The 23,827-nt window shown below is 59.1% G+C and carries 23 protein-coding genes and 4 pseudogenes; 13 read left to right on the top strand and 14 right to left on the bottom strand.

Translation table 11 applies throughout. From position 1 onward, the window contains the following. Window positions 1-559 precede the first annotated feature (559 nt). Together C2L65_RS42325 and C2L65_RS42320 are read right to left on the bottom strand one after the other, a co-directional pair. Complete coding sequence (locus C2L65_RS42325; protein WP_042312118.1) at window positions 560-865, bottom strand: chaperone modulator CbpM; 306 nt, start codon at window positions 863-865, stop codon at window positions 560-562. 6 nt (window positions 866-871) lie between these two features. Beyond that, the gene (locus C2L65_RS42320; protein WP_042312115.1) at window positions 872-1,864 is read right to left on the bottom strand and encodes a DnaJ C-terminal domain-containing protein; all 993 of its coding nucleotides are present in this window, start codon (window positions 1,862-1,864) and stop codon (window positions 872-874) included. A gap of 507 nt (window positions 1,865-2,371) precedes the next feature. Between C2L65_RS42320 and C2L65_RS42315 the strand changes: the two genes are divergently transcribed. Continuing rightward, entirely contained in the window at window positions 2,372-3,235 is an 864-nt protein-coding gene (locus tag C2L65_RS42315) for a sensor histidine kinase (protein WP_158660435.1), read from the top strand. Between the two features lie 202 nt (window positions 3,236-3,437). Then, window positions 3,438-4,157 carry a Crp/Fnr family transcriptional regulator gene (locus C2L65_RS42310; protein WP_042312113.1) on the top strand — a complete coding sequence of 240 codons (720 nt, stop codon included), beginning with the start codon at window positions 3,438-3,440 and terminating at the stop codon, window positions 4,155-4,157. 28 nt (window positions 4,158-4,185) lie between these two features. Here the strand turns inward: C2L65_RS42310 and C2L65_RS42305 are convergent, their stop codons facing one another. Then, entirely contained in the window at window positions 4,186-5,223 is a 1,038-nt protein-coding gene (locus C2L65_RS42305; RefSeq protein ID WP_042312110.1) for a zinc-dependent alcohol dehydrogenase family protein, read from the bottom strand. 497 nt (window positions 5,224-5,720) lie between these two features. Here C2L65_RS42305 and C2L65_RS42300 point away from each other — a divergent pair, with 497 nt between their 5' ends. The 3 genes from C2L65_RS42300 to C2L65_RS42295 all read left to right on the top strand — a co-directional run bounded on the left by C2L65_RS42300 (window position 5,721) and on the right by C2L65_RS42295 (window position 7,301). Beyond that, window positions 5,721-5,873: a DUF3309 domain-containing protein gene (locus C2L65_RS42300; RefSeq protein WP_081921239.1), complete on the top strand. Its 153-nt coding sequence runs from the start codon at window positions 5,721-5,723 to the stop codon at window positions 5,871-5,873. 72 nt (window positions 5,874-5,945) lie between these two features. After that, window positions 5,946-6,101, top strand: coding sequence for a hypothetical protein (locus C2L65_RS46350; protein WP_167450374.1), 156 nt, complete (start codon window positions 5,946-5,948; stop codon window positions 6,099-6,101). Window positions 6,102-6,551: 450 nt separating this feature from the next. Next, entirely contained in the window at window positions 6,552-7,301 is a 750-nt protein-coding gene (locus C2L65_RS42295; protein WP_158660434.1) for a CBS domain-containing protein, read from the top strand. Between the two features lie 760 nt (window positions 7,302-8,061). Here the strand turns inward: C2L65_RS42295 and C2L65_RS46480 are convergent. Together C2L65_RS46480 and C2L65_RS47395 are read right to left on the bottom strand one after the other, a co-directional pair. Then, a pseudogene (locus C2L65_RS46480) lies at window positions 8,062-8,178 on the bottom strand (slipin family protein); the annotation flags it as partial. A gap of 937 nt (window positions 8,179-9,115) precedes the next feature. Further along, a pseudogene (locus tag C2L65_RS47395) lies at window positions 9,116-9,223 on the bottom strand (slipin family protein); the annotation flags it as partial. A gap of 119 nt (window positions 9,224-9,342) precedes the next feature. On the opposite strand from C2L65_RS47395, the pseudogene C2L65_RS46885 reads away from it, so the two are divergent. The 4 genes and pseudogenes from C2L65_RS46885 to C2L65_RS42250 form a co-directional block, all read left to right on the top strand. After that, window positions 9,343-9,657, top strand: a pseudogene (locus C2L65_RS46885) (hypothetical protein); the annotation flags it as partial. A 339-nt stretch (window positions 9,658-9,996) separates the two neighbouring features. Continuing rightward, on the top strand, window positions 9,997-10,206 hold the full coding sequence (locus C2L65_RS42270) for a hypothetical protein (protein WP_009770462.1): 210 nt from the start codon (window positions 9,997-9,999) through the stop codon (window positions 10,204-10,206). Between the two features lie 216 nt (window positions 10,207-10,422). Beyond that, on the top strand, window positions 10,423-10,677 hold the full coding sequence (locus C2L65_RS42265; protein ID WP_233446760.1) for a DUF2513 domain-containing protein: 255 nt from the start codon (window positions 10,423-10,425) through the stop codon (window positions 10,675-10,677). Window positions 10,678-11,471: 794 nt separating this feature from the next. After that, window positions 11,472-11,606, top strand: coding sequence for an entericidin A/B family lipoprotein (locus tag C2L65_RS42250; protein WP_009770465.1), 135 nt, complete (start codon window positions 11,472-11,474; stop codon window positions 11,604-11,606). Window positions 11,607-11,750: 144 nt separating this feature from the next. Here the strand turns inward: C2L65_RS42250 and C2L65_RS42245 are convergent, their stop codons facing one another. From C2L65_RS42245 to C2L65_RS42220, 6 genes and pseudogenes are all read right to left on the bottom strand, one after another. Then, a complete protein-coding gene (locus C2L65_RS42245) occupies window positions 11,751-12,554 on the bottom strand; it encodes a transglutaminase-like domain-containing protein (protein WP_042312098.1) in 804 nt (267 codons plus the stop codon). Window positions 12,555-12,681: 127 nt separating this feature from the next. Beyond that, the gene (locus C2L65_RS42240; protein WP_042312096.1) at window positions 12,682-12,876 is read right to left on the bottom strand and encodes a hypothetical protein; all 195 of its coding nucleotides are present in this window, start codon (window positions 12,874-12,876) and stop codon (window positions 12,682-12,684) included. Between the two features lie 531 nt (window positions 12,877-13,407). Beyond that, entirely contained in the window at window positions 13,408-13,668 is a 261-nt protein-coding gene (locus C2L65_RS42235; RefSeq protein WP_233446759.1) for a carboxypeptidase-like regulatory domain-containing protein, read from the bottom strand. 527 nt (window positions 13,669-14,195) lie between these two features. After that, window positions 14,196-14,528: pseudogene (locus tag C2L65_RS42230) on the bottom strand (alcohol dehydrogenase catalytic domain-containing protein); the annotation flags it as partial. Between the two features lie 24 nt (window positions 14,529-14,552). Then, window positions 14,553-14,705 (bottom strand): DUF3309 domain-containing protein, encoded by a 153-nt coding sequence (locus C2L65_RS42225; RefSeq protein ID WP_081921237.1) that lies wholly within the window; start codon window positions 14,703-14,705, stop codon window positions 14,553-14,555. A 160-nt stretch (window positions 14,706-14,865) separates the two neighbouring features. Next, a complete protein-coding gene (locus tag C2L65_RS42220; protein WP_042312091.1) occupies window positions 14,866-15,735 on the bottom strand; it encodes a slipin family protein in 870 nt (289 codons plus the stop codon). Window positions 15,736-16,357: 622 nt separating this feature from the next. On the opposite strand from C2L65_RS42220, the gene C2L65_RS42215 reads away from it, so the two are divergent. From C2L65_RS42215 to C2L65_RS45965, 3 genes are all read left to right on the top strand, one after another. Beyond that, a complete protein-coding gene (locus C2L65_RS42215) occupies window positions 16,358-16,948 on the top strand; it encodes a BPSL1445 family SYLF domain-containing lipoprotein (RefSeq protein WP_039902292.1) in 591 nt (196 codons plus the stop codon). Between the two features lie 61 nt (window positions 16,949-17,009). After that, a complete protein-coding gene (locus C2L65_RS42210; protein ID WP_042312090.1) occupies window positions 17,010-17,819 on the top strand; it encodes a PRC-barrel domain-containing protein in 810 nt (269 codons plus the stop codon). Between the two features lie 204 nt (window positions 17,820-18,023). Next, window positions 18,024-18,197, top strand: a complete 174-nt coding sequence (locus C2L65_RS45965) for a hypothetical protein (RefSeq protein ID WP_156132352.1) — start codon at window positions 18,024-18,026, stop codon at window positions 18,195-18,197. A gap of 401 nt (window positions 18,198-18,598) precedes the next feature. Here the strand turns inward: C2L65_RS45965 and C2L65_RS42200 are convergent, their stop codons facing one another. From C2L65_RS42200 to C2L65_RS42180, 3 genes are all read right to left on the bottom strand, one after another. Further along, window positions 18,599-19,201 carry an acetate uptake transporter gene (locus tag C2L65_RS42200; RefSeq protein WP_042312087.1) on the bottom strand — a complete coding sequence of 201 codons (603 nt, stop codon included), beginning with the start codon at window positions 19,199-19,201 and terminating at the stop codon, window positions 18,599-18,601. Between the two features lie 57 nt (window positions 19,202-19,258). After that, window positions 19,259-21,232 (bottom strand): acetate--CoA ligase, encoded by a 1,974-nt coding sequence (gene acs / locus C2L65_RS42195; RefSeq protein ID WP_042312172.1) that lies wholly within the window; start codon window positions 21,230-21,232, stop codon window positions 19,259-19,261. An 866-nt stretch (window positions 21,233-22,098) separates the two neighbouring features. After that, a complete protein-coding gene (locus C2L65_RS42180; RefSeq protein ID WP_052426946.1) occupies window positions 22,099-22,431 on the bottom strand; it encodes a response regulator in 333 nt (110 codons plus the stop codon). Window positions 22,432-22,689: 258 nt separating this feature from the next. Here C2L65_RS42180 and C2L65_RS42175 point away from each other — a divergent pair, with 258 nt between their 5' ends. Continuing rightward, window positions 22,690-23,826 carry a sensor histidine kinase gene (locus C2L65_RS42175; protein WP_174485085.1) on the top strand — a complete coding sequence of 379 codons (1,137 nt, stop codon included), beginning with the start codon at window positions 22,690-22,692 and terminating at the stop codon, window positions 23,824-23,826. Window position 23,827: the final 1 nt, after the last annotated feature.

Here is a 23,827-nt window from a genome sequence, read left to right as displayed (position 1 = left end):
GCAAGTCCGGCTCATGGCCCGAAGCAGTATGTCGAAGTGGATTAGGAACGCGGCGAGCACCTCATACTCCGTGCCACTGACAATTTGTCGGAACGCATGCGCTCGACATGGAGCATGGGGAAGGGATCTGGCTTTTTGTCGATAGCAATCTTGCCCGGTTTGTTGCCATCGGTGCGCGATGAGACGGGTGGCATCAACCAGCGGCCACAGCGGAGATGTTGTACGGGATGTCATGCTCGCAGGTGTTGAGAAACGCCTCGGGAATGTGCTAAAAGCACCGGCTGTGATGGACCGTTATTCGAAGCGGCCCTGGCTACACGGCGGAGAGTCCGAGAGCTTTGCTTATGGTGGGGTTAAAGGGTGTTGCCACACCGGTGCACAGCCCGAAAAGTAACGGCATGGCGCAAAGCTTCTTGAAGACGATTAAACGCGATGCGATAACCGCTGTTCGCAATCTCACCATTTGTCGCGAGATCTTGAGCGATGATCGTCGTCGCAACGGACACCACATGGTTCGGATATTTGCGACGCGTGCGCCTTCACTGCATCGTCGACACTATCAGCGCCCGACGCGTGCACGCAACGAGTCGATTTCCTCGAGCAGGTCGAGGGCAAGAGCAATGCCCGGCGCGTTGATCTCGAACTCGTTCACGAGCCGCAACGCGATGCGTGTGTGGCGGAGCGACAGGCCCTTGAAACGCCACGCCGACGGCGCGCCTTCCTGCGGTCCTAACGCGCCTTCCGACACCCACAGAACGACCTGCTCTTCAGAAGCGCCCGTCGCACGACACAATCCCGCCAGTGTGAATTCGCTATCTTCTTCGACAATGTGACCTTCAATCCAGATCGTCGACGGCTCGTTCATGGTGATTCACCTGTAGAAATCGGCGCGCGGGTCGAAATCGAACGCCTGGCGCATGGTGTTCCAGGTCGCCTTCGAACGCTCGCTGTCAGCAGGCGGCAGCGCGATCTTCAAGACCGCATATAGGTCGCCAGGCGGATTGCCAGGAATGCCTCTGCCCCTGAGCCGCAACCGCCGCCCACCGCCGGAATCCGGCGGTATGGTCATTTCGACGGCGCCGTCGGGCAGCGGTACCTTGATGCTTGCGCCTAGCGCCGCCTCCCAGGGCGCGACGGGTACATCGAGCGTCACGTTGCGTCCATCAACGCGAAAGCGCGGATGGTCACGTATCGTGATTTCCAGGTAAAGGTCGCCCGCTCGTCCCCCTCCGAAACCGGCGCCGCCTTGCGCCGGGAGCCGCAGATGCTGTCCGCTGCGCATGCCCTTGGGAATGGATACATTGAGCGTGCGCGACTGCACCGCAACGTGCCCTTGCGCATCGAGCATGGGTGTGTCCAGCGAAATCGCGCGTTGCGCGCCGCGATAGGCGTCGTCGAGATCGATCGTGATTCTTGCGTGATGATCCTGTCCTGGAATCGAGCACTGGGCGCCGCTGTAAGCGCCTTCCAGATCGCTCGCCGTTGCGTTTCCGCCTGCCTGCCTGGAGTGATCGCCTGCACGGTCACGGCCAAACATCGCTTCGAAAAATTCACTGAAGTCCGTGGTTGTTCTGCCGCCGTTTCCCTTTCCCGTGAACTCGAAATTTTCGTCCCACTGTGGCGGTGGCTGAAAATCCTGGCCGTCTCGCCAACTGCTGCCCATCCGATCATATGCGGTGCGTTTTTCCGTGTCCTTGAGCACCTTGTAAGCCTCGCCCAGTTCTTTGAAGTGGTCTTCCGCGCCGTTATCTTTGTTCAGATCCGGGTGATACTTGCGCGCGAGCTTCCGATACGCACGCTTGATAGCGTCTTGCGTCGCGTCGCGTGGCAAGCCGAGGATCTCGTAGTAGTCCCTGTATTTCATGATGAAGACCGGACGCGAGGAAATGGGCGTACACCGTCGCCCCGCTGCCCGTTGGGTTTCGTTGCAGTAGAAGTAACGGCATACGCGTGCGCAGGCCTTACAGGTTGCAGCTAAACCCGCCAGAAATCAGTACGGTGCCGTACCAGCGCGGTGGCGGCGCTCCCATTGCGCCGCACCTGTCCATAATGGTCAGCGCGGTCCACAACCATTTACCGCCTACGCTGGCGTTAACCGCCATACCGGCATCTGCCCTACTGTCGCGTCGGCAGCAAGTGCCTTAGAGCGGTTGCACGCTACCGTACAGACTCCACCGGCGTGAACCATGAGACTGTAAAGGTCCACCCTGCACGCAGAGCAGCAGGTTTCGGGCCGCTCTGACGATGCAGGTAGACGCGAGAAAAACCACAGCACATGCCACGAGTGAACCGTACGTCGCGCTACCCCGTCGGTCGCCAAAGCGCGCTTCGAAAACGAGTGCTGTTCACGCGTCGCAACCAGGGGATCACCATGTCACTGCTTCCGGCGTTCGTTCTGCCTTCCATCGGCGCGCCTCCGTTCTCTCCAGCGGATTCGACGAAAGCATACGTCGAATGTCCTTCCGCACCCGCTACCATCAGTCCCTTCAGCAGGTCGCAGCCGGCCTTCGGAAAGAAAAAAGCCCCGAATGTGACAGACGAAATCCTTGCGATCGTCGCACACGAACTGCGTGGCCCATTGACGCCGCTCCGACTCGCAGTCCAGGTCATTCGCAGAACGTCACCCGATCAGCCCGACGTCATCCGGATGATCGAAACTGTGGAACGCCAGGTCGATGCAATCGCCCGACTGGCTGACGATCTGATGGATGCCACCCGCGTCGGCCAGGGCGCGCTTCGTATGGTCAAGCGCGAGGTCGGTTTGATGGAATTTCTCGCTGATCCCCTCGACGCCGCGGCGCTGGCGACTGCTGCGCGCGACCAGACCCTGACTGTCGTCATTCCCGACCGGACGTTGCGCATCGAATGCGATCCCGTCCGTCTCTCGCAGGCCGTCAATAACCTCCTGCACAACGCGGTGAAGTACACGCCACGGGGCGGTCATATCCGCGTCACGGCGCTGGCGGAAGATCAAAGTCTGGTTTTGTCCGTCAGCGACGACGGGCCAGGCATATCATCGGTGCTGCTGCCGCATATTTTTGACCTTTTTGCTCAATCCACCCGGACGATAGCTGCCAGTGCCGGCGGTCTGGGGATCGGCCTCGCCGTCGTCAGCGCGATCGCCGAGGCGCACGGAGGTACGGCTCTCGCCGCGAGCGCGGGCCCCGGTGCCGGCAGTGAATTTACAGTCCGGTTGCCCGTCGGCAAACTATCGCGCGAGTCCGACTGTGCGTGACGGCATCCTCCCCACGGCGCGCGCCAGCGGCATGCGGGTTTCCACGCCGAAATAATCGGCCGTCAAAGAGTGCGTTCGCGGCCGGAACGGCCCGAAACCCGTTTTTGTCGCCTAATAATTCGAACATGCACTTCCGGCCGATAGGCTGGCACGCATGGTTGCGAGAATGTCGTGCGGTATCCCTGCAGAAACGGAGCGGCAGATGGCGGACAGAGATCACCCGAAGAAAAATTGTCTGCTTTCCGTTCTACCAGAAACGGAATGGGGCCGTCTTGAATCGCATCTGGTGCATGTCGATATGCCCTTGGGACAGGTCATTTATGAATCAGGTGATCGGCTCGACTATGTCTATTTCCCTACGACATCGATCGTCTCGCTGCTCTATGTGATGGAAGACGGCGCATCGGCAGAAATCGCGATCGTCGGCAAGGAAGGACTTATCGGCATCGCGCTTTTCATGGGCGGAGAAACGACGCCGAGCCGGGCGATCGTGCAGAGCGCAGGCGAAGCCTACCGGCTTGAGGCCAGGATTCTGAAAGACGAGTTTCACCGCGCCGGACCGGTGCAGCGGCTGCTGCTGCGCTATACCCAGGCACTCATTACCCAGATGGCCCAGACAGCCGTATGCAACCGTCATCACTCGATCGACCAGCAACTGTGTCGATGGCTGCTGCTTAGCATCGACCGTTTGCCGTCGAACGAACTGAAGATGACGCAGGAACTGATCGCCAACATGCTCGGCGTGCGCCGCTCGGGCGTCACGGAGGCTGCGCTGAAACTGCAGGACGCAGGGCTCATTCGCTATAGTCACGGGCATATTGAAGTGCTCGATCGCCCGGGGCTCGAGGCCCGTGTCTGCGAGTGCTATTCCGTCGTCAGGCGGGAGTTCGACCGCCTGCTGCCTGACTTGCCAGCGCTGTAGACAGAGTTCGGGCCCCTCGAAAAGCAGATTAAATCTCGATGATCACCTTGAGCGCCCGCGTGTCGGCAGCGTGCGAAAAGGTTTCGTAAGCGTCGAGGATATCGTCGAACTTGAAGCGATGGGTAATCAATAGCTTCGCATCGATCCTGTTGGTTCGCAGGCTGCTGAGCAGCATGGGCGTGCTGACCGTATCGACGAGCCGCGTGGTGATCGTGATGTTTCGGTCCCACAGACGTTCCAGATGCAGATCCACCTTTGCACCGTGCACACCGATGTTGGCAATCGTGCCGCCCGGTGCGATCAGATCTTCACACAATTCAAAAGTAGCTGGAATACCTACCGCTTCGATGGCCGTGTCGACTCCGAGTTCGCCCGTCATTTTCATCACCTCTTTTGCGGTGTCGCCGCGGGCGCTGTTGATCGTCGATGTCGCGCCGAAGCGCTTCGCCACTTCCAGCCGGTTATTGTCGAGGTCGATCATGATGATCTGCGCAGGCGAATAGAACTGCGCGGTGAGCAGCGCGGCCAGCCCAATCGGTCCCGCACCGACGATCGCGACCGTCCCGCCCGGCCGCACCTTGCCATTGAGCACGCCGCATTCGAAACCGGTCGGCAGAATGTCGCTCAGCATCACCAGAGCCTCTTCATCCGCATCGTCAGGAACGCGGTATAGGCTGGTGTCCGCATAGGGAATCCGCACGTATTCGGCTTGCGTACCGTCGATCGTGTTGCCGAGTATCCAACCGCCACTGGTGCAATGTGAGTACATCTGTCTGCGGCAATACATGCATTTGCCGCAGGAACTGATGCACGAGATCAATACCCGCTCGCCCGGCCTGAAGGTCGTCACAGACGGACCGACTTGATGGACCACGCCCACGCCCTCGTGACCCAGCACGCGGCCCGCCTGGCAACTCGGAACATCGCCTTTAAGGATATGCAGATCCGTACCGCAGATCGTCGTCCTCGTGATCTTGACGATTGCGTCGGTGGATGCCGCGATTTCGGGGATCGGGCGCTGCTCCAACGACTTTTTCGCCGGCCCTTGATAAACGAGTGCTCTCATTGAGGATATCTCCATCCGGTTCAATTCGCCGGAGTTGCCGATTGAAAGGCGGCGGTACCTGTCGCGGTCTTTATCGCGCTGAAGAAACCGCGCCACCGGCTCGGTCGGGACGTAATGGCGCGACGGCTTTCACCCGATAGCCACCTTTCCGTGGGACGCGTATGTGGCTGCCTTCCCCCTGCACCCGCTGCTATCAAGCCGCCGTATGTCAGCTGCGCATTCCACGGCAGGACGGCATTCGGCTTAAATGTTGGTCGTAGCATGGTTGCTGTCCCGGCTTTACCAGATAGTTCCGACGCTACGCGATAACACTCGACCAGGCGGTACGACAGCGTACAGACAAGCCGTCTATATTTCTTTAAGCTGAACGCTGAAAGTGAGCGAAGTGGGTCATTGCAGCTGGATTTGCGACCATGCCGAAGGATGTCGCTTAAGCCAGAAACCTCAATGGGTTGTGAGCGTGATGGCACGAACGCTCAGAAGGATCCGACATGAGTATGGGCGTTCTTGTCCTGGTCGTTGTGGTCGTGCTGCTGATCGCGGCACTCCCGCGCTGGCCGCATAGCCGCAGCTGGGGCTACTTCCCCACCAGCATGCTGGGTATGGTCACGATTGCTGTACTCATACTGGTTTTGATGGGAAAGATGTAGCACACACCTCACACACCATCGTGTGGCGAGTTAATCCGGTCATCTCCAACACCACAAATCCAAAGGAACAATATGACCTACACGATGTGGGGCATTCTGACCGGCATGACGCTGATCTTTTTCCTCTCCCTTTACCGGTATCGGCAGAGCGTCGCGCGGAAGCAGGAGATTCGCTGGCTGAGCGAACATCACGTGATCGACAGGCTACGCAACAGACCACGTCGGTGATCCGGGGACTCACCTGGCAACATACGCAGCGAGGCATGAGCGCTGCGGCGTACACAAAAGCCGCCGCCGATGTTACGGCCAAGGCTGTTCAGCCGGCTTAGTCTTAGATCTTGAGGCTCTGCACGGCGATCACTAACGTCTGGGATGTGGACGGCACATACTACTCATACGACCGGCGGGGTCCGCCATGACGGGCATCGCGCCCACGTCACCGGTTGTTTCGTCAAAGGCATTCAATGTCTGCACTGGGGATACGTTTCGGTGGGGCATCCGAAGGCAGGGTCAATTCCACAAACTCCACCACAATTTCACTTTCAGCAGAATGCGGCGCAAGACGAGACAACAGTGGTGCTCGTTCTGAGCCCGCAATTGTCAGGTCGCGACGCCGCGTTCCAGATCACACGTCGAGGTCATCCATCGCCGTCCCAATCGCATTCAAGGAGCACGATCATGCTAGTCAGAGACGTAATGAAGGAACCCGTATGTGTTCAGGCAGAAGAAACACTTGATGCCGCGGCGAGAACGTTCAAAAAGGAAAATGTTGGCGCTTTGCCGGTATGTCGCGACAGCAAGGTCATTGGAATGATCACCGATCGCGATGTGACGATGCGTGGCGTCGCCGACGCACGCGATGTCACGCGAATGACGGTGCGTGAAGCGATGTCGGTTGACGTCCTTTATTGCTTCGCAGACGATCCGGTCGAAGAAGCTGAACGGATAATGCGCGAGCGTCATGTGCAACGGCTAGCCGTGCTCGATCGTGATGACGAACATCTGATCGGCATCATTTCGCTAACCTCGATGAGCGGTGACACTTCCGAGCGGCGACCGTATGAGGTCACCTTTCACAAGACCTTCCTCGACAACCGCGGCCGTCCCCACCACGCCGAACTGATGCGGGTGACAGTAGCCCAAGGCACCAAAGAAGAAGCCATTCGCAGCGCCATTCACCAATTCGAAGAGATGAACCACGTGAAGGTGTGGCATCAACTTGCCGACGGATACGATGTCACGAGTGTCCACGTCGATGCCTGCGGCGACACCGTCGAGGAACGCGAGCCAACGTCAGAGCGGGAAGCGAGCATCCTGACCCGTGCGCATGATTTGTGGGAACTCGCAGGCAGACCGCAAAATCGCGACAAGCAGTTTTGGGAACAGGCCGCAGGTGACGTCGACAACGCAGCCTCCTGTCGCGAGTAGTAACTTCGTTCTTTACCGGATGCCTGGACGAGCGATCTGCAACTGCGCGTCGCTGGACAGTACGCTGTGTAACCACTCTGCCGCAGAGTACTCGCCGGTCAGAACCGTATCGACTGCGCTCAAATCACGTCATTTTTCAGTGAACGAGGCTCGACTCTCGATTGCGCGTCCGTTGATGATGGTGGTCTGGCTAGCAGCGCAACAGAGGCGCATGGGACGGAGCAGTTCCTGCCTTGATGCGGTCTCACCGTGTGGATGCACCATCTACCACGAAGTTCTATCAATCGGGGCGAAGTCCCATTCCCCCTCGACACGCTGAAGCAGTTTCGTCAGAGGCAGAGGCGGGCGCTGGCAGCTCAAACCCGCATGGTCGCAAAGACACGTGCCCGGTACGTTTGACCTTGAGAGCCCCGCCCGTCGCAGACGTCAAGGTGTCAGTCGGAACGTCATAATGTGGTCAATGCAGACGCGGATGCAGCAGGCGAAAGTTCAACTGCCGATCCCGGGCCGTGACCTTCTTGAGAAATTCCGTAGATTGATTTTTTCTGGGGTTTCGCGACAGCAGTTGCCGAAGACGAAGCGGGCATCGTGTCTGAAGGCGACGCCCGTGATAACCAGGCAGACTATTCATTTGCCCGTCTTGCGGCGGTGCGGGAACCGGATCTCTTCGTGCATCGAACGGTTGAATATCCCAGATTCGAAATCCACATTAATTTGCTGCCCACATCGAAGGACATGTTCAACGTATGGTTTCGCATCGAAGGATCGTCGCACCCCGCTCCTTGGTCGTTTCATAGATGTTATTCATCGCGCGCAGCTGAAGCGTACCCAGATGGTTCTCGTACACCTGTGCCGCTTCGACGAATTTTGCGGCGATCGATCTCGGCTTCTGCAGAACCTGGAGTGATAGAGTCTCGTCGATGCGATGCGGGCGGAGCAATTCATTTCGCGCGCATCGCTCGTGAATCGGGAGACTGGTATCGAGCGACGCTGCTAGCCAACGGGCAACCGGCTCGTCCTTGTGTTCCCGGCCATGCCGTACCGCGGCAAATATCGCGACGCATAGCACCACCGCGATCCCCACTACAAAACTGATCATTGACTGACTCTTGGCAGCCTCCCTTGAGGTCGGAACCATGCTTATATTTCAGGTAACCAGAGCAATAGCAGGAGCCATCTTCCTCCATCGATCCTGGTTTCATACGAGCCTTTTCTCGCACCTGCATGCTGCAATACAGGCGCGACGCTAGCCGGCGGGACCAAGGATGACATCGAGAGCGGCCTGGCCGACTATCTCCGCAACAAGATATGCCGGGCGACGCGAAAACGGACCGCCTCGTATCTTGATGCGCTCGCCGAACGCCGCAACACCGGGAGGCTTGATAGGTCCTTCAATGCGAAACCAGACATCGAACATGTCCGCCGATGAGGGATGCAGATCGACATGAATCTCGAATCCTAGTTGTTTGACGGTTCGTTACGCGAACGTCTCCGATTCCAGAACCATCGAAAGACTTGGCCGGTCCGACAAAGCTTGTGGACTTCGCGTTGCATGGTGCGCCGGAGGGGCCTGATCGGCCGGACAGACTTCGCGGCGTTTCGGGTAGGCTCCCAAAGCAGGCGTTTCCGCTAGTCTGCATCGATTTCGCGAGCGATAGTTGACCGTCGAGGCTGCCTGCAGATGAATCGAAGACTGGCAGTCACGTTCGGCATCCGTCCTTTCTGCTTCCAGTGGGTGAACATGGGCAACGCGGCAAGGCGGGGTCCAGGTCGCCCGCTATCGCGAGCGCGCTGCAATCGGATATCCAACTCGCCTACGCCGCGGTCTTCAGAGGCGTCACCGCGGCCCCTGCCACATCATGGCCGGCAATCGCCAGCGCGAGCGGCGGATTCAAACTGTCAATCATCGAACTTGGGATCAGGCGTCCGCTCGCCGGACAATTGACGTGGATGGAGCTGTTGGTCGGTGCACTGACCGATAGTTAAAGCTTCTTTAGCACAACAGGCTTACACTGGAATGGGGCAGATCGGGAGCAGTACCATGCTCGAAGCTACCCCACAAAGCACCTTTCACGGTGTTCCATTGACTCCGGAGCGGGATGCAGAAGTCAGGGCATTACATAAAGAGGAAAACGCAGCATGGTGCGCCGCGGGACACGCGGGAGTTGGAGGCCATGCTTGACGACATGCTGGTGCCCCCGAGCGATGAAGACGGAGGATCAGACGCAAAACTGTCAACGAAACGAATGCGGCCACGGAGCGCGCGACAGCTTCCGTCGACGAGACCATGAAACCAATTGAGGCAAGCGAGGAACGGAATGCTGCCATGGAAACCGAGGGTATGAGCCCCCCCCAGGGGTTGAATCACGGATGGCGCACGCGACAGGTGTCGAGATTCACCGAGCGCGTTCGGATCGTGGCATGAGTCTCTTCGGGACACAACCTCACACCCTGAAGGCGCGTCTGTGGTCCATGAACCTTGATGGGCCGGTCTTTTAGTGGGCGGATCGATCGGCGTGAAGGACGAATCGACGGCCGGACGGTCGGCATTGTGTTCGGATTACTGATCGAATCCAGCGGCGCCAGCGCAATCCCGGGTTCACGGACAGGCACGCAAGTGCAGGCGGGAACTCGTCCAGGTTGCAAACACCCCGACCCCACCAGATCCTGACACGACACACTTGAGGGAGGACATATGAGCATCACCCGGAGATTCCTTTCGGAAGACAACGAAACACAGTCTATTGATGTACCCTTTATCCTGCCGCGCACAGAGCCGATCTCAAGGACGGAACCAGAGCTCGCCGAGGATGCGTTCCTGTCGCCGCGTGAAGCCGCTCGCGACGAGCACGAAAAGACGATCAAACACACGATGCCGGACGACCCGCACGGAGATTTTGCCTAGTCAGCTACCACTCCTCAGTTAGATGGAAAGCCCGGTAGGCTTTCGCCTAACGAACTTCGGCCGGGGGCCTACACGGGTCGCGTTGTGCCGCGCCTGCCGCGGAACTGTGCGGAAGCACAAAAAGGTGTGCAGCGCGCCACACCCGGAATGCTTGCGCAGACGTTGTACCGGTGGCGCCATCTCAATGAGTGATCCTGTCTACGACAGGAGGAAATCGTGAAACGCGATATGAATCTGGCACTGGCAATATTGAAGACTCTCGAGGAAAACAAGTCCCCGCATCTCAGCGAATTTGACATTGAGGGCGCGCTCAAGAATGCTTTCGACCTTTCCAACCGGAGCGTGGGCTATCATTTGAACCTGCTGGCCGATGCAAATCTCGTGCGCTCGATGGGTACAGATTGGCGGCTGACCTGGGATGGCCACGAGTTTTTGAAGTCTGCAACCCCGAATGCCTTCGAAGACACCTAAGGTCTGACTTAAGCGCTCGAAAAGCCCCTCGGCTTTCGCGGAGACAACACGGGAGCCGGGCACCACACAGGAGCCCGCCCCAATAGACAAGTCTTCGGCCGTTTCGGCCCGCTGTTACAATTCTGTGCTGAGCGCAGTGGCGTTTCACGAGTCAACTTCATAGGATTTCGAATTAGTTTCGTGGCGACCCAGTGGTCTTTGCAGTACACTGAGCTCGTAACAAAGCAACAGCAAACCGAGAACAACCGCGTACAGGCCAAGCAGCGAATCAGCGGCGCGCACAGCAAGTTGAGCACGGCAAGCGCAAGCAAGTCGAGGCTCAAAATGACGGCGCCGAACATAAATTTCAAACGCCCAATGCGCCTTAATCCACGGGACAGCGCGCCTGAAAAACGTCAGCCGCGAGACTTCTGAAGAGCAGTCAGCACAAGCCGGCCAAGCGCCGGCTTTCTTTGTCTGGCGTACGATAGAAATAGCGAAATAGCGGGAACCGAAGCGGAACGGGCAGACTTCATTCGACCGCCGAGCCAGGTAAACGCTGATTTGTTCCTGATCCTGGAATTGAGTGCACAGCACGCGCCGCGGGCGATGATATCCCCGGTTCGGACCCCGGCGTGGCGATCGTCGTCCCTCACTGAAGGTCCGCCATCGGCCAATGATCCTTGTCAAAGTCAGGCGTGCTCCTGTTGCGCTCCGCACTGACGTCCAGACGGAAGTACTTCGCGTCGACAGCACCGACGGCAAAATCGTCTAAAATTATCTGGTCCGATCCTGATTTGAACAAGGGGAAGATAATGATTCGATTGATTGCATGGATGCTGATTGCTGGTATCGCAGTTCTAGCTGGCTGCAACACGATGGCGGGCGCAGGCCAGGACATTTCGAAGGGGGGCCAGGCAATCAAGAATGAGGCACAAGAATCCAAGTAAGGGAGCCAACTGAGGGAGTACGCCAATCGACCAGACAGAACCGGCCGATTGACGCGTCAAGCGCACATTACCTGCGACCGGGCGCGGATTATGTTAGCCGGGCGCGAGATCATCGTCGGTGACCTCAGGACATGGGCCGTGGATTCATTCCGGCGCGCAGCGAACGTCAAATTTGACGAGCTTGGTCGGGCCGAAGGTGTTACTGATGGCAACGTCAACGGCATCCCGCCCTCGCGCCATCAACACCCGGCCGGTCCGCGGCGCGTTGTTGCGCGGATCGAAGGTTTGCCAGCAACCGCCGACATAGGCTTCGAACCAGGCCGCGAAATCCATTGGGCTTTGGGGCGGAGGCAAGCCGACGTCGCTGACATAACCCGTGCAGTACCGGGCCGGGATATTCATGGCGCGGCACAAGGTCACCGCCAGATGGGCGAAGTCCCGGCAGACACCGGTGCGCTCCTGATAGGCCTGCCAAGCTGTTTTGGTCACTCGCGCATGATGGTACCCGAAGGTGATATGCCGATGGACGAAATCGCAGATCGCCTGCACCCGGTCGCGGCCGGGCGGCGACTTCCCAAACAATCGCCAGGCGATGTCGGCTAGCAGATCGGTCTCGCAATATCGGCTGCCGAGCAGAAAAACCAGGCATTCGTCGGGCAATTCCTCGACCGGATGTTGTTGGCCAAACGGCTCTAGCGTCTCGGGTTGGTCCGAGATGTTGAGCAATGCCGTCGTCGACATCGAAATGCGGCCTTGCGGCGCGACGATCCGACTGCAAAGATTGCCGAAACCATCGCGATACTGGGTGATCGGAACCGGCGGATCGACCGCCAGAAGATCTGCAGCGAGCACATCCTGCACGCGGGAATAGTGCGTGTTCAGCATCAACATCATCGGTGTCGGTTGCGGACACTCATAGACCAGCTCATAGCCGACGCGGAGTTTCATGGGACCTCCATTTCTTCAGTTGAGTCCATCGGTGTACGCAATCGCCCCGACCAAAGAACAGCCGCGATTCCAGCGAGGATTCAATGACCGGCCCGCGTGCCTAAAAAGAGCGGTTGCCGACTGCGAGCTATGCGGCGCGCCGGTTCAACCACGCCCGACCTGCCGCCGTCATGTTGATGACGCCACAGGCACGCGCTTCGTATGCGAGCCCGAAGCTTAATAGTTCTTCCGCTATCGGGCGCGGCGTCTCTGCCTGGGAATCTGGAATCCGATCAAGCGATTTGAGAGTCTGGACGGCCTCGGGGGAAAGTTCGATGTACATGGCGGCCTCCTGTTGCTTAGATCAGCATGAACCGAACGACTTTTGACCGTCTGTACGGTAACGTCTACTTAAGCCGCGCTTTCCGAAATTTATACCGGGTCCCACCGTACTCGCGGGGGCCGTGATGCGCACACTTTGCCAGCGTTCGTTCGCAGACAAACGACGCGCTCCTTGCAGCGCCTTCAGGTCCGGCAAGACCGGTCGAATTCCCGCTTGACCGTGTCGAGCAAGTCCGATTGCAACGAGTTTATTCGTAAGGCAGAATTGTGGCGATCGGCACCGCGCCCAGCGCAAAGACCAGCATCGAGATCAGCGTTCCCAGCCCGATCGCATTGGAATAGCCGATGCAACGTGGCAACGCATCGAATCACATCTCACGCCGGTCGATACGCCGCTGGGGCAGGTTGTCTACGAAGCCGGCGACCGACTCGATCATATCTATTTCCCGTCACAGCATTATCTCGCTTCTACATCATGGAAGACGGTGCGTCCGCAGAGATCCGTTTAAGCCAACCATTCGCGTCGCGGCAACTACATCGACCACACAAACATCTGGCGCGCGTGAGCGGCATTTGAAATGTTCACCGTACGATGTTCCGCTTGTCCTTTATAGCTAACGCTGACCGTGTAATGTCCATTTGGGAGAGAAACCAGCATAAAGGGGCCGTCCGAGCGCGTCTCCAGAACGGTGTTACCGTTGACATCCGTGATCGTGACGGGAACATCCGAAAGATATTGATTCCGGTTGCCTGTCTTGCCGACGAACGTCAACACCATCGGGTAGTTGTGCATGACGTCCTTGATCGCTTGTGCCTGGTCTGTCCCGATCCCCCCCCGATAGATATGTCACGTTTCCGGCTTGCTGTATCGACGGAAGGTCTGTCTCCGCCGCATTCGCGTTCACGCCCAAAGCCGCACCTAGAATCACTACCCATTTTTCATGTCAGACTCCAATGAACACATCCACCCCGCGTGTCGCGACATCAGATTGAATGTACTCATTGCACTGTGCTTCAACTTTTAACGATAATGGTGTTCACCAATACCGGGATGCCTTAATGCATCACATCCGCAAAAAATCAGCTCTCTCTTGGAATTCTTCGCCGTCATGGCAGCAGTGGCCATTGCGAACCATCGAAGATTGCCGTTCTGTGTGCGGCGTCATGGGAAGTCCGCGGCACTCACGTACACGGTGTGCTCGCGCCTGCGCCGGACGTCGGTACGGTGCCGTACGGGCAGGCACCTGCGTCCACGTGCGATGCCTGCAGGCGGATCTACCCGCATCTGTCGTTGAAACCTGACTACCTGGTGGCGTTCGTGTTGCCGAGTATCCAACCGCCACCGGTGCAATGTGAGTACATCTGTCTGCGGCAATACATGCATTTGCCGAAGGACATGATGCACGAGATCAATACCCGCTCGCCCCGCCTGAAGGTCGTCACGGACAAACCTACTTCATGGACCACGCCCACGCCCTCCTGACCCAGCACGCGGCCCGCCTGGCAACTCGGAACATCGCCTTTGAGGATATGGAGACCCGTACTGCAGATCGTCGTCCTCGTGATCTTGACGCTTGCATCGGTGGACGCCGCGATTTCGGGGATCGGCCGTTGCTTGTTCCTTTGGATTTGTGGTGTTGGAGATGACCGGATTAACTCGTCACGCGAAGGTGTGTGCTACATCCTTCCCATCAAAACCAGTACGAGTACAGCAATCGTGACCATACCCAGCATGCTGGTGGGGAAGTAGCCCCAGCTGCGGCTATGCGGCCAGCGCGGGAGTGCCGCGATCAGCAGCACGACCACAACGACCAGTACAAGAACGCCCATACTCATGTCGGATCCTAGCTAGGGTACAGCGAGTGTGCTGCCATTTCTCCGGGCTCTAAAGATATCGGGCACGGTTCTGATCTCAAAGGCGGCTTGCCATGACCCACAGTCAATGATCATCCCTTCCATGACGAACCGATCTGTACTTGCGAGCTACGCCCTACGCCGCGGACTTGAGCGGGGCTAACGGTGTTGGCAGAGTATCCCTGCCGGCAATCGCGAGCGCCAATGCCGGGTTGAGGCTGTCGACCATCGAAGTCGGCAACAGGATCGTTGCCCCGCGCTCCTTGGTCGTCTCATAGATGATGTTCATTGCACGCAGTTGAAGCGCACCAGGATGGTTCTCGTAGACTTGCGCGGCCTCGACAAACTTCGCCGCGATCTCGGCTTCGGCGGCCCCGAGAATCACACGCGCCTGCTTTTCACGTTCGGCCTGCGCCTGGCGCGACATGGCGTCTTGCAGCGCCACCGGAATCGCAACGTCCCGAATCTCAACCGAACTGACAATAATGCCCCATTCGCGAGTCTTGCCCGCTATTTCATCGCGCAAGTGCGTGTCGGCGGCCTGTCGGTCCGACAGGAGTGCGGCGAGCATGGACGAGCCGATCATTTCGCGCAAAGAGGTCTGCGCGACGCGGTCGATCGCTTGCCGATAATCCGTTATCGCCAGCGCAGCCTTCTGTGCATCCTGGACGTGCCAAAAGAGTATGGCGTCGACATTGACTGGCACGGTGTCTCTGGTCAGCGCCTGTTCAGCGTTAAAGGCGGTGGTCTGTATCCGTTCGTCAATTATTGCCACTACGCTGTCGATCACAGGAATGATAAAAAACAGGCCCGCGCCCTTGACGCTTTGCAGTTTTCCCACACGAAGAATGACAAACTTCTCCCAAACATTCGCCACCTTCACGGACAGTCCAATCAATATGGCAATGACAAATAGCGGGGGGGCCAGATACAGGCTGACCCACTGGCCTGCTGCGGCGCCCGCCAGGATAAACGTTGCGGCTAGAACGAGTGTGATCGGATTCATGGCTTTGATGGGTCCCGTGGCTGGCAGGCGCACCGCAGGCAATCGAGAATGACCGGGTCTCGTGTGCCGTATCGAATGAGCCTGATTTTCAAGGTTTGAACGCTCACAAACAGGCTGCGCGTATCACCGGGAGAAATCGGTACGGCGGCGTACCGACAAGGCATACGTCGTGGCGACAAACCATTTTGCAGCACCCGTTGCGGCAGGCGCCGTGGCCACTGGAAGATGCCTGAACCGGCATGCTCTCCTTCAATGAGTCGCGCGGCTCACCGATGCGGTGCGAAGTATGTTTGAACGGATCATTGTTGCCGTCGACGGTAGCGAAGCGGGTCGTCGTGCGCTCGATGCGGCGCTTGGCATGGCTAACCTCCTCCGCTCATGGCCGCGTGCGGGGGTGCGTCCTCGCCGATCCCGCAGCCTGGTGGGACGCGCCCGACTACGATCTGTCTGTCCTGCGTCATGCGCTGCTCGACGAAGGCGCGAAGCTCAGTGAAAAGGCGTCTGCTGACGTGCATCAGCTTCCTCCTCTCCTCCATAGACGAACGTCTGTACGGTGTCGTACCGCATTCTCACGCGCTTGCGCGTAGCGTGACTTGTATCGTCGACCAGCGCGGAGGAAATCATGCTTAGACGAACATTTATCTGGAGCACGCCCGGATCGCTTCTGGCAGTGGGCGCGGCGCTCGCGGGTTGCACTACCACCCCTTCTTCCAACGCGAGCCGCGGTGAGCAGATGGACAAGCGCCGCGCCATCGATGCTGGCGTCGACTCGACCCTCGCGCGTCTGTACGGCATCGCGAGCGGTTCGCGTGAACTGGTTGGCAAGGCGCATGGGGTCCTGACGTTTCCCTCGGTGATCGATGCCGGCTTCGTGGTCGGTGGTCAGTATGGCGAAGGGTCCTTGCGCGTTGGCGGACAGACGATCGGCTACTACAGCACGGCGACTGGTTCGATCGGCTGGCAGATCGGGGCGCAATCGCGCGCGATCGTTTTCCTGTTCATGACCGAGGAGTCGCTCAACCGCTTCCGCAGCAGAGACGGATGGTCGGCTGGCGGCGATGCCTCCATAGCCGTGTTGAAAGTTGGCGCAAACGGCGCGCTCGACACCAGCACCGCCAGCGGACAGGTCAACGCTTTCGTTCTCACAAACACTGGCTTGATGGCCGGCGCGTCGCTGCAAGGCACCAAGGTCACGCGGCTCGCATCGCTTTAAAGGCAGATCGAGGGTCGCGGCGTGATGCACGCCCCCGACCCTCGTGATCCGCGGAGAAACCATGTTGCGAAGCATAAGAGACCTGCACGGATGCATCGTGAGCGCATTGGATGGCGACATAGGCTCAGTCAGACAGGCCTATTTCGACGACGAGGCATGGGCTTTGCGTTATCTGGTGGTCGAGACAGGTAACTGGCTCAACGACCGCCAGGTGCTGGTGTCGCCATATTCGGTGAAGCACACCGATCCGGGATCGAGTGTCGTGCATGTCAATCTTTCCCGGCAGCAAGTGCGGGACAGCCCGGTTCTCGACACCCACAAGCCGGTGTCGCGGCAGCACGAGATCGAATATCTTCGCCACTACAGCTATCCGACCTATTGGGACGGCCCGAACCTATGGGGCATGGGCGCTTACCCCGCCTACGACCCGACTGACGTGCCGCCGGACGCGCTGCTCGATACGCCATTACATCCGGTCGTCGATACGAACGAGCCGGACGCCGACGTTCACCTACGCAGCACCGACGAGGTCGAAGGCTACCGCCTGAAAACGGCCGACGGCAGCATCGGCCATGTTTCGGACTTCATTTACGATGATACCGACTGGGCGTTTCGCTACGTGGTCGTGGATACCCACAACTGGTGGCCTGGTGGTAAAGCCGTACTGATCGCGATTCACTGGATAGACAAAGTCGACTGGTTCGAGTCAACCTTATCGACGGCACTGACGCGCGAACTCATCAAGAAAAGCCCCGCTTACGACGACTCGATGCCAATCGGCCGGCACTACGAAGTTGTGCTGCACCGGTTTTACGATAAGCACGCGTATTGGTCGGATACCGATACAGACGAGCGGGTTGCATCACAGTGAAGCGCCGCGCAGGCCACTCTTCGCGGTATCCGGGGGCGACGCGGGTTCGATCGATGACGAGAACGTCAAGAAGCAATTGCAGATGGTCATTGACGAATCGCGAGCTTTACCCAGCAACGACGACAGCCCGCGTGGCTGCCGTTCAATCAGGCGGGCAGCGCCATGACAGACAGAATCATTTCGAGCGGGACACACGATGCACACATGGCCGTCAGCGATCACATTGCCGACGGCTGGGTAGCGACGCTCTGGGTCGTTCCCCAAGGCGCTCCAAAGGGGAACGAACCCATCGATCTCGACACTTTTTTTGATTGCGAAGACGCCGCCTGGCATTCGGTTGAACTGCTTGCGCGCGCCAAGCTCAGCAGTCTGAAGTAGCACAAAACACACACATCCAACCCTCACCGCGGGCGACGGACTCGTTCTGCACTTGTGTGCTCCTCATCTTTCAAAAAAAGAAGGAAAAACGCACGACTCCCTCTGACGTCGTCATGTGGTGCTGGGCCATCTCGACGTTGTCATTGTGTCGGCGGTCGAAGGGGGGTCGTCGGCACGCTCAGCGCCCTGGGCGCGCCGCTCGTCGACGTGGTGCTGCCGAAAGAAGGCGTCATTCGTTACGAGGCTGCCATGCCGATGGATTCCCTGGTAATGGCCCACGGGTACGCCAGGTGAATGGGGCGAGGCATCATACCCACCGAACCCTTCACTTAGATTATCTGACGAACCTCGTGCGTCCCGGCAAACCACCGTGGCGCTCCCGATGGCGTCGTTCCAAACGATCAGAGTGCAACGGCGCGAGCGCTGAACACTCGTGGCTCGCCAACCGGCAGGACGATGCGGCCATGCACTTCGTTGATCACGTCAGCTGCTGACAGATAGAACGCGAGCGCCGCTGTGACGAGTCCCATATATCCTCCCGCGATCCGCAACATGACTGAACCGGTCCACTCGCCACCCGCCAGCAAGCCGAAGGTGATCCACAGCGCCAGAAAAATGAACTGCAACGCGCGGGGCGAGCGAAACGTCGCCAGCCACATATAGAACGTGAAGACACCCCACAGGAACAAATACCAGCCGACGAATGCGGCCGGCACCTTGTCATGCAGAAACAGCACGAAGAGCGCGAACGACCACCAGAAAGCGCCATAGCTCAGAAAGGCCGTCGCGCCGAAGGTATTGCCTCGCGGCAACTCCATCACGCCCGCGATGGCCTGCGCAGTCCCGCCATAGGCAAGCGCGCAGGCGAGCACAAGACCCATCGCCTCGCCCGAAAACCAGCCGATGTTAATCATGCTCAGCAGCCACGTCGTCAATGCGAAGCCGGCGAGACCCAGTGGCGCGGGATTCGCTAATGTGGTGGTTCGGATCGGTACGTTGGGCATGGCCGGCTCCTGAAAATGTGAATGTGGGGGTGGGTAATATCGCAAATGTGCGCACCATCACCCGAGCTGATCGAGAATCGCGGGATTCTCCAGCGTGGATATGTCCTGCGTGATTTCTTCCCCGGCGGCAAGCGAGCGCAGCAAGCGACGCATGATCTTGCCCGAACGGGTTTTCGGCAGATTCTCGCCGAAGCGGATTTCCTTCGGTTTCGCAATCGGTCCAATTTCCTTGCCGACCCATGCACGCAGTTCGTTTGCTATCCGGATCGCATCGCTTCCGGCCGGTCGCGCACCCTTCAATACCACGAATGCGACGACGACTTCGCCCGTCGTATCGTCGGCGCGGCCGACCACCGCTGCTTCCGCAACGAGCGGATTCGCCACCAGTGCCGACTCGATCTCCATGGTGCCGAGCCGGTGGCCCGATACGTTGAGCACATCGTCGATACGCCCCGTGATCGTGAAGTACCCGGTGTCCTCATCGCGTACCGCGCCGTCACCCGCGAGGTAAAGCCTGCCGCCGAGCTCCTCGGGAAAGTAGCTTTTCGTATAGCGGTCCGGATCACCCCATACGTTACGAAGCATCGACGGCCACGGCCGTTTGATGACCAGAATCCCGCCCTGCCCGTTTGGGACATCCGCGCCAGTTTCGTCGACCACCGCGGCCATAATGCCTGGCAGAGGCAGCGTGCACGAGCCTGGAACCAGCGGCGTGGCGCCCGGCATCGGTGCGATCATGTGGCCGCCCGTTTCCGTTTGCCACCAGGTGTCGAGGACCGGGCAACGGCTGCGTCCCACGTGTTCGTAAAACCATGTCCAGGCAGCCGGATTGATCGGCTCGCCGACCGTACCGAGCAGACGCAGCGTCGACAGATTGAAACGGTCCGGATGGACTTCGGGGTCGGCTGCAGCCAGTTTGATCAGCGAGCGGATCGCCGTCGGCGCGGTGTAGAACACACTCACCCGGTGTTTCGCGATCATGTCCCAGAAGCGGCCGGCGTTCGGATACGTCGGCACGCCTTCGAACACCACCTGGGTGGCGCCGATCGCCAGCGGGCCATAGGCAATATAGCTGTGCCCGGTAATCCAGCCGATGTCGGCGGTACACCAGAATATGTCGCTGGGCTTGGCGTCGAACGTCCATTTCATAGTCTGCGCGGCCCACATCAGAAAACCGCCTGTGCAGTGCTGAACGCCTTTCGGCGTGCCGGTGGAGCCCGACGTGTAGAGGATGAAGAGCGGATGTTCTGCGCCCACCCATTCCGGCTCACAGGTGTCGCGCTCGGCTTGCATCATCTCGTGCATCCACAGATCGCGCCCTTCGGTCCACACAACCTCGCCGCCCGTGCGTCGATAGACGAAGACGTTCTTTACCGCCTCGCAGCCACCCATCGCCAGAGCTTCGTCAGCGATGTTCTTCAGTGGGAGAGCTTTGCCGCCGCGCATCTGTTCATCGCAGGTTACCAGCGCGCTGGCGCCGACGTTCACGAGACGTTCATGAAGCGACTTCGACGAGAAGCCGCCGAACACGACGGAATGGGTAGCACCGATCCGCGCGCAAGCCTGCATCGCAACGATGCCTTCGATCGACATCGGCATGTAGATCACCACGCGGTCACCCATTTTGACACCGCGGGTCTTCAGCGCGTTGGCGAAGCGGCACACACGTTGCAGCATTTGCCGGTAGGTGACGCGTGTCACGGTGCCGTCGTCGCCTTCGAAGATGACGGCGACATGATCGCCGTTGCCGGCTATGACGTGACGATCGAGGCAGTTGTACGACGCGTTGAGTGTGCCGTCCTTGAACCACTCGTAGAACGGCGCGTGTGATTCGTCGAGCACCGTCGAAAACGGCACTTTCCAGTCCAGCGTTTCGCGCGCCCGTCGTGCCCAGAATCCTTCGTAATCACGTTCAGCGTCGGCGACTAGCGCGCGATAAGCATCCATGCCGGAGATCGCGGCGTAAGCCGACACACTGGGGTGCGGGAGGAACGCCTGTGGCGCCTCCAGAATCGAATCGATGGTTGACATTTTGTGTCCCTCACGCGCGTTCACGCGCGCTTCTTTATCGATGCTTCCGGGCTAGTCATTGCGCTGCTTCCGCGCGAGGCAGTCATGGCCAGCAGCCTGGCCGCGCATTGGCGTTGGCCGGAAGTCGAAATTATTTGCGCAGCGCGATTATCGCGAGCCCCGCTGCGCCGGGCATGGCAAAGCAATCCGCGGGATCATCAAATGAATCTCGCGATGATCGCTCTGGGCGGAATTGGGAATGACGCACAAAGCGTTCAGGAAAGCCTTGCCATGCGAAGGTGTTCTATCGCTGTGGTTGGAAATACAAGAGGCCTACGGAGACGGTGCGCCCGTGGCGGCCCGAAGTCGGTACGCTGCCGTACCGGGGAAAGGTTCCGAAACAGGCGACGACTACAGCCAGACGCACGGCGCGGTGTTGAGCGGCAATTTGCTGAAAAACCGCCTCGTCACGTGGCCCGCTCGGGTGACTTAACCCTTGAACGTGTCGACAACGTCAGTGGTCTACGTGTTCGTGGTCGCGTTGCGTGGACCTGGCAGCAGCCGGCATCGCATTACAGGCCTTTGGCAAGATTGCGCATCCGCTTCTGTTGACGGGGTTTTACCTCGCGATGGGGTGAACGGTGCTTGCCGGTGGAGTCGCTTTTTCCCTGATGGATAGTCGGTTGAAGTTCTCCCATTCAATCTGGCATCTCTTCGTGCTGGCGGGGTCTGCCATTTTGTCGCAATCGTGCGGTACGCCCAGGGCCGGTCGGAGTACGTGCGTCGGCTGGCGACCACCGAGGCATTGCTCAAAACCGCTCACCTATGTGTTTGTTCGGTGGGTCGTCATACGCTGGAGTCGGATCTTGAACGCCGCGTTTGATTGATTATTGCGGGCGCCAGAGAAGTTCCTCATCAAGCTTTCCATCTGCCTGCGACATGTCAGTTGCTACAACTACAACCGCAAGCGCGGATACCGCAGTCAACAATGCGACGGCATCGACAGGTTTCTGTAGGAACAGATTGTGTAAATCAGGACTGTCGGCAGGCGGCAAGCTCAAGGAAGAAGCCAGAATGATCGGCACGCTGGCCAGCGCCGGATCGTTCCGGAAAATCCGGCATAGCTCGATGCCGTCGATGACTGGCATGTCCCAGTCGGTCAGCAGCAGGTCCGGACGTCGTGCCGCCTGACCGATCGGCACCGGAGCGCGGCGCGTCATGGCTGGCGCTCTGCGACTCTGGATGCCGCCGCTTCCACGCAGGAAGACACGGCGCGCGTAAGATGTATCTACCCGCAGGTGGAAAGGTGGCTGTCACCGGAAAATCGACCGGTCACGCTGACTGCCTCGTGCAAACATTTGCGCCGGACGGGATTCAATGATTTCGTCGGGGACAAAAACACGCATCGCGGCAGTCAGCGTTCGACGGCGACCGCGGGCACCGATGAAATGCCGCAGACCGGCGTAAGGGGTTGCATCATGATGCACGTTTTTCTGGCCAACAATCGCCAGGAGTTGATCGAACGGTGCCGGGCAAAAGTTGCGCAGAGGCCCGCCCGGGCAGCGACCACCCAGCAGCTCCAGAATGGCGTGCCGCTGTTCCTGGACCAGCTCATCCGGACGCTGCAGATGGAACAGACATCGGAGCCGATGGATAGCCGCAGGATTTCAGGGCCTTCGGGCGGCGGGGTGTCGTTATCCGAAATTGGCCAGGCTGCTGCCCAACATGGGCGGGAATTGATGGCGCTCGGGTTTTCGGTCGACCAGGTCGTACACGACTATGGCGACCTCTGCCAGGCGGTGACCGACCTGGCTTACGAGCGCGATGCGCCGTTTCAGATCGACGAATTTCGCACCCTCAACCGCTGTCTGGACAACGCAATAGCCGACGCGGTCACTGAATTCAGCTACCAGCGGGATTTTGTCGTGGCCGACCGGCAGGCCATTGAGGTGCATGTACGGCTGGGATTCTTCGCCCACGAATTGCGTAACCTGCTGCAGACTGCCACGCTCGCGTTCACCGCAGCCAAAACCGGCAACCTGAGTCTGTCCGGCGCCACGGGGGCGGTGCTCGAGCGAAGCCTGAACGGGCTCCGCGATCTGATCGCGCAATCCCTGGATGAGGTCCGGACAGCAACGGGTGTCTCAGCGCAATCCAGAACGTTTCCGGTCGGTGACTTCATTGCGGAAGTCAAACGGGCCGCGGACCTTGCGGCCCAGGTTCGCGGATGTATGTTGAAAGTGTCCGCGGTGGACCCGCGACTTGCCATCAGTGGTGATCGTGACCAGCTTTACTCGGCGTTGGGGAATCTGCTGCAGAACGCGTTCAAGTTCACACACCCTCACAGCGAGGTGACGCTTGACACGTATGCCGTGTCCGATCGCATCCTGATCGATGTGAAGGATCAATGTGGCGGTCTTCCGCCTGGCGATGCGGAACGGATGTTCCTGCCTTTCACCCAGAACGGCGAGGACCGAACCGGCCTTGGCCTGGGACTGTCTATCGCGCGGCGCAGCGTCGAGGCTAATAACGGAACTCTGAGCGTGCGCGATGTACCCGGCACAGGCTGCGTATTCACGATCAGCCTGCCCCGGTATGCCACAGCGGCAAGCTAGG

This window comes from Paraburkholderia terrae, assembly GCF_002902925.1.
Lineage (GTDB): Bacteria > Pseudomonadota > Gammaproteobacteria > Burkholderiales > Burkholderiaceae > Paraburkholderia > Paraburkholderia terrae.
The sequence above is the reverse complement of the archived record's forward strand: the minus strand, read 5'-3'. Positions and strand labels throughout refer to the sequence as shown.

Excerpts from the sequence above, each read along its gene's own strand:
- C2L65_RS42325 (WP_042312118.1), bottom strand. The coding sequence starts at position 865 with ATGAACGAGCCGTCGACGATCTGGATTGAAGGTCACATTGTCGAAGAA.
- C2L65_RS42320 (WP_042312115.1), bottom strand. The coding sequence starts at position 1,864 with ATGAAATACAGGGACTACTACGAGATCCTCGGCTTGCCACGCGACGCG.
- C2L65_RS42315 (WP_158660435.1), top strand. The coding sequence starts at position 2,372 with ATGTCACTGCTTCCGGCGTTCGTTCTGCCTTCCATCGGCGCGCCTCCG.
- C2L65_RS42310 (WP_042312113.1), top strand. The coding sequence starts at position 3,438 with ATGGCGGACAGAGATCACCCGAAGAAAAATTGTCTGCTTTCCGTTCTA.
- C2L65_RS42305 (WP_042312110.1), bottom strand. The coding sequence starts at position 5,223 with ATGAGAGCACTCGTTTATCAAGGGCCGGCGAAAAAGTCGTTGGAGCAG.
- C2L65_RS42300 (WP_081921239.1), top strand. The coding sequence starts at position 5,721 with ATGGGCGTTCTTGTCCTGGTCGTTGTGGTCGTGCTGCTGATCGCGGCA.
- C2L65_RS46350 (WP_167450374.1), top strand. The coding sequence starts at position 5,946 with ATGACCTACACGATGTGGGGCATTCTGACCGGCATGACGCTGATCTTT.
- C2L65_RS42295 (WP_158660434.1), top strand. The coding sequence starts at position 6,552 with ATGCTAGTCAGAGACGTAATGAAGGAACCCGTATGTGTTCAGGCAGAA.
- C2L65_RS42270 (WP_009770462.1), top strand. The coding sequence starts at position 9,997 with ATGAGCATCACCCGGAGATTCCTTTCGGAAGACAACGAAACACAGTCT.
- C2L65_RS42250 (WP_009770465.1), top strand. The coding sequence starts at position 11,472 with ATGATTCGATTGATTGCATGGATGCTGATTGCTGGTATCGCAGTTCTA.
- C2L65_RS42245 (WP_042312098.1), bottom strand. The coding sequence starts at position 12,554 with ATGAAACTCCGCGTCGGCTATGAGCTGGTCTATGAGTGTCCGCAACCG.
- C2L65_RS42240 (WP_042312096.1), bottom strand. The coding sequence starts at position 12,876 with ATGTACATCGAACTTTCCCCCGAGGCCGTCCAGACTCTCAAATCGCTT.
- C2L65_RS42235 (WP_233446759.1), bottom strand. The coding sequence starts at position 13,668 with ATGCACAACTACCCGATGGTGTTGACGTTCGTCGGCAAGACAGGCAAC.
- C2L65_RS42225 (WP_081921237.1), bottom strand. The coding sequence starts at position 14,705 with ATGGGCGTTCTTGTACTGGTCGTTGTGGTCGTGCTGCTGATCGCGGCA.
- C2L65_RS42220 (WP_042312091.1), bottom strand. The coding sequence starts at position 15,735 with ATGAATCCGATCACACTCGTTCTAGCCGCAACGTTTATCCTGGCGGGC.
- C2L65_RS42215 (WP_039902292.1), top strand. The coding sequence starts at position 16,358 with ATGCTTAGACGAACATTTATCTGGAGCACGCCCGGATCGCTTCTGGCA.
- C2L65_RS42210 (WP_042312090.1), top strand. The coding sequence starts at position 17,010 with ATGTTGCGAAGCATAAGAGACCTGCACGGATGCATCGTGAGCGCATTG.
- C2L65_RS45965 (WP_156132352.1), top strand. The coding sequence starts at position 18,024 with ATGGCCGTCAGCGATCACATTGCCGACGGCTGGGTAGCGACGCTCTGG.
- C2L65_RS42200 (WP_042312087.1), bottom strand. The coding sequence starts at position 19,201 with ATGCCCAACGTACCGATCCGAACCACCACATTAGCGAATCCCGCGCCA.
- acs (WP_042312172.1), bottom strand. The coding sequence starts at position 21,232 with ATGTCAACCATCGATTCGATTCTGGAGGCGCCACAGGCGTTCCTCCCG.
- C2L65_RS42180 (WP_052426946.1), bottom strand. The coding sequence starts at position 22,431 with ATGACGCGCCGCGCTCCGGTGCCGATCGGTCAGGCGGCACGACGTCCG.
- C2L65_RS42175 (WP_174485085.1), top strand. The coding sequence starts at position 22,690 with ATGATGCACGTTTTTCTGGCCAACAATCGCCAGGAGTTGATCGAACGG.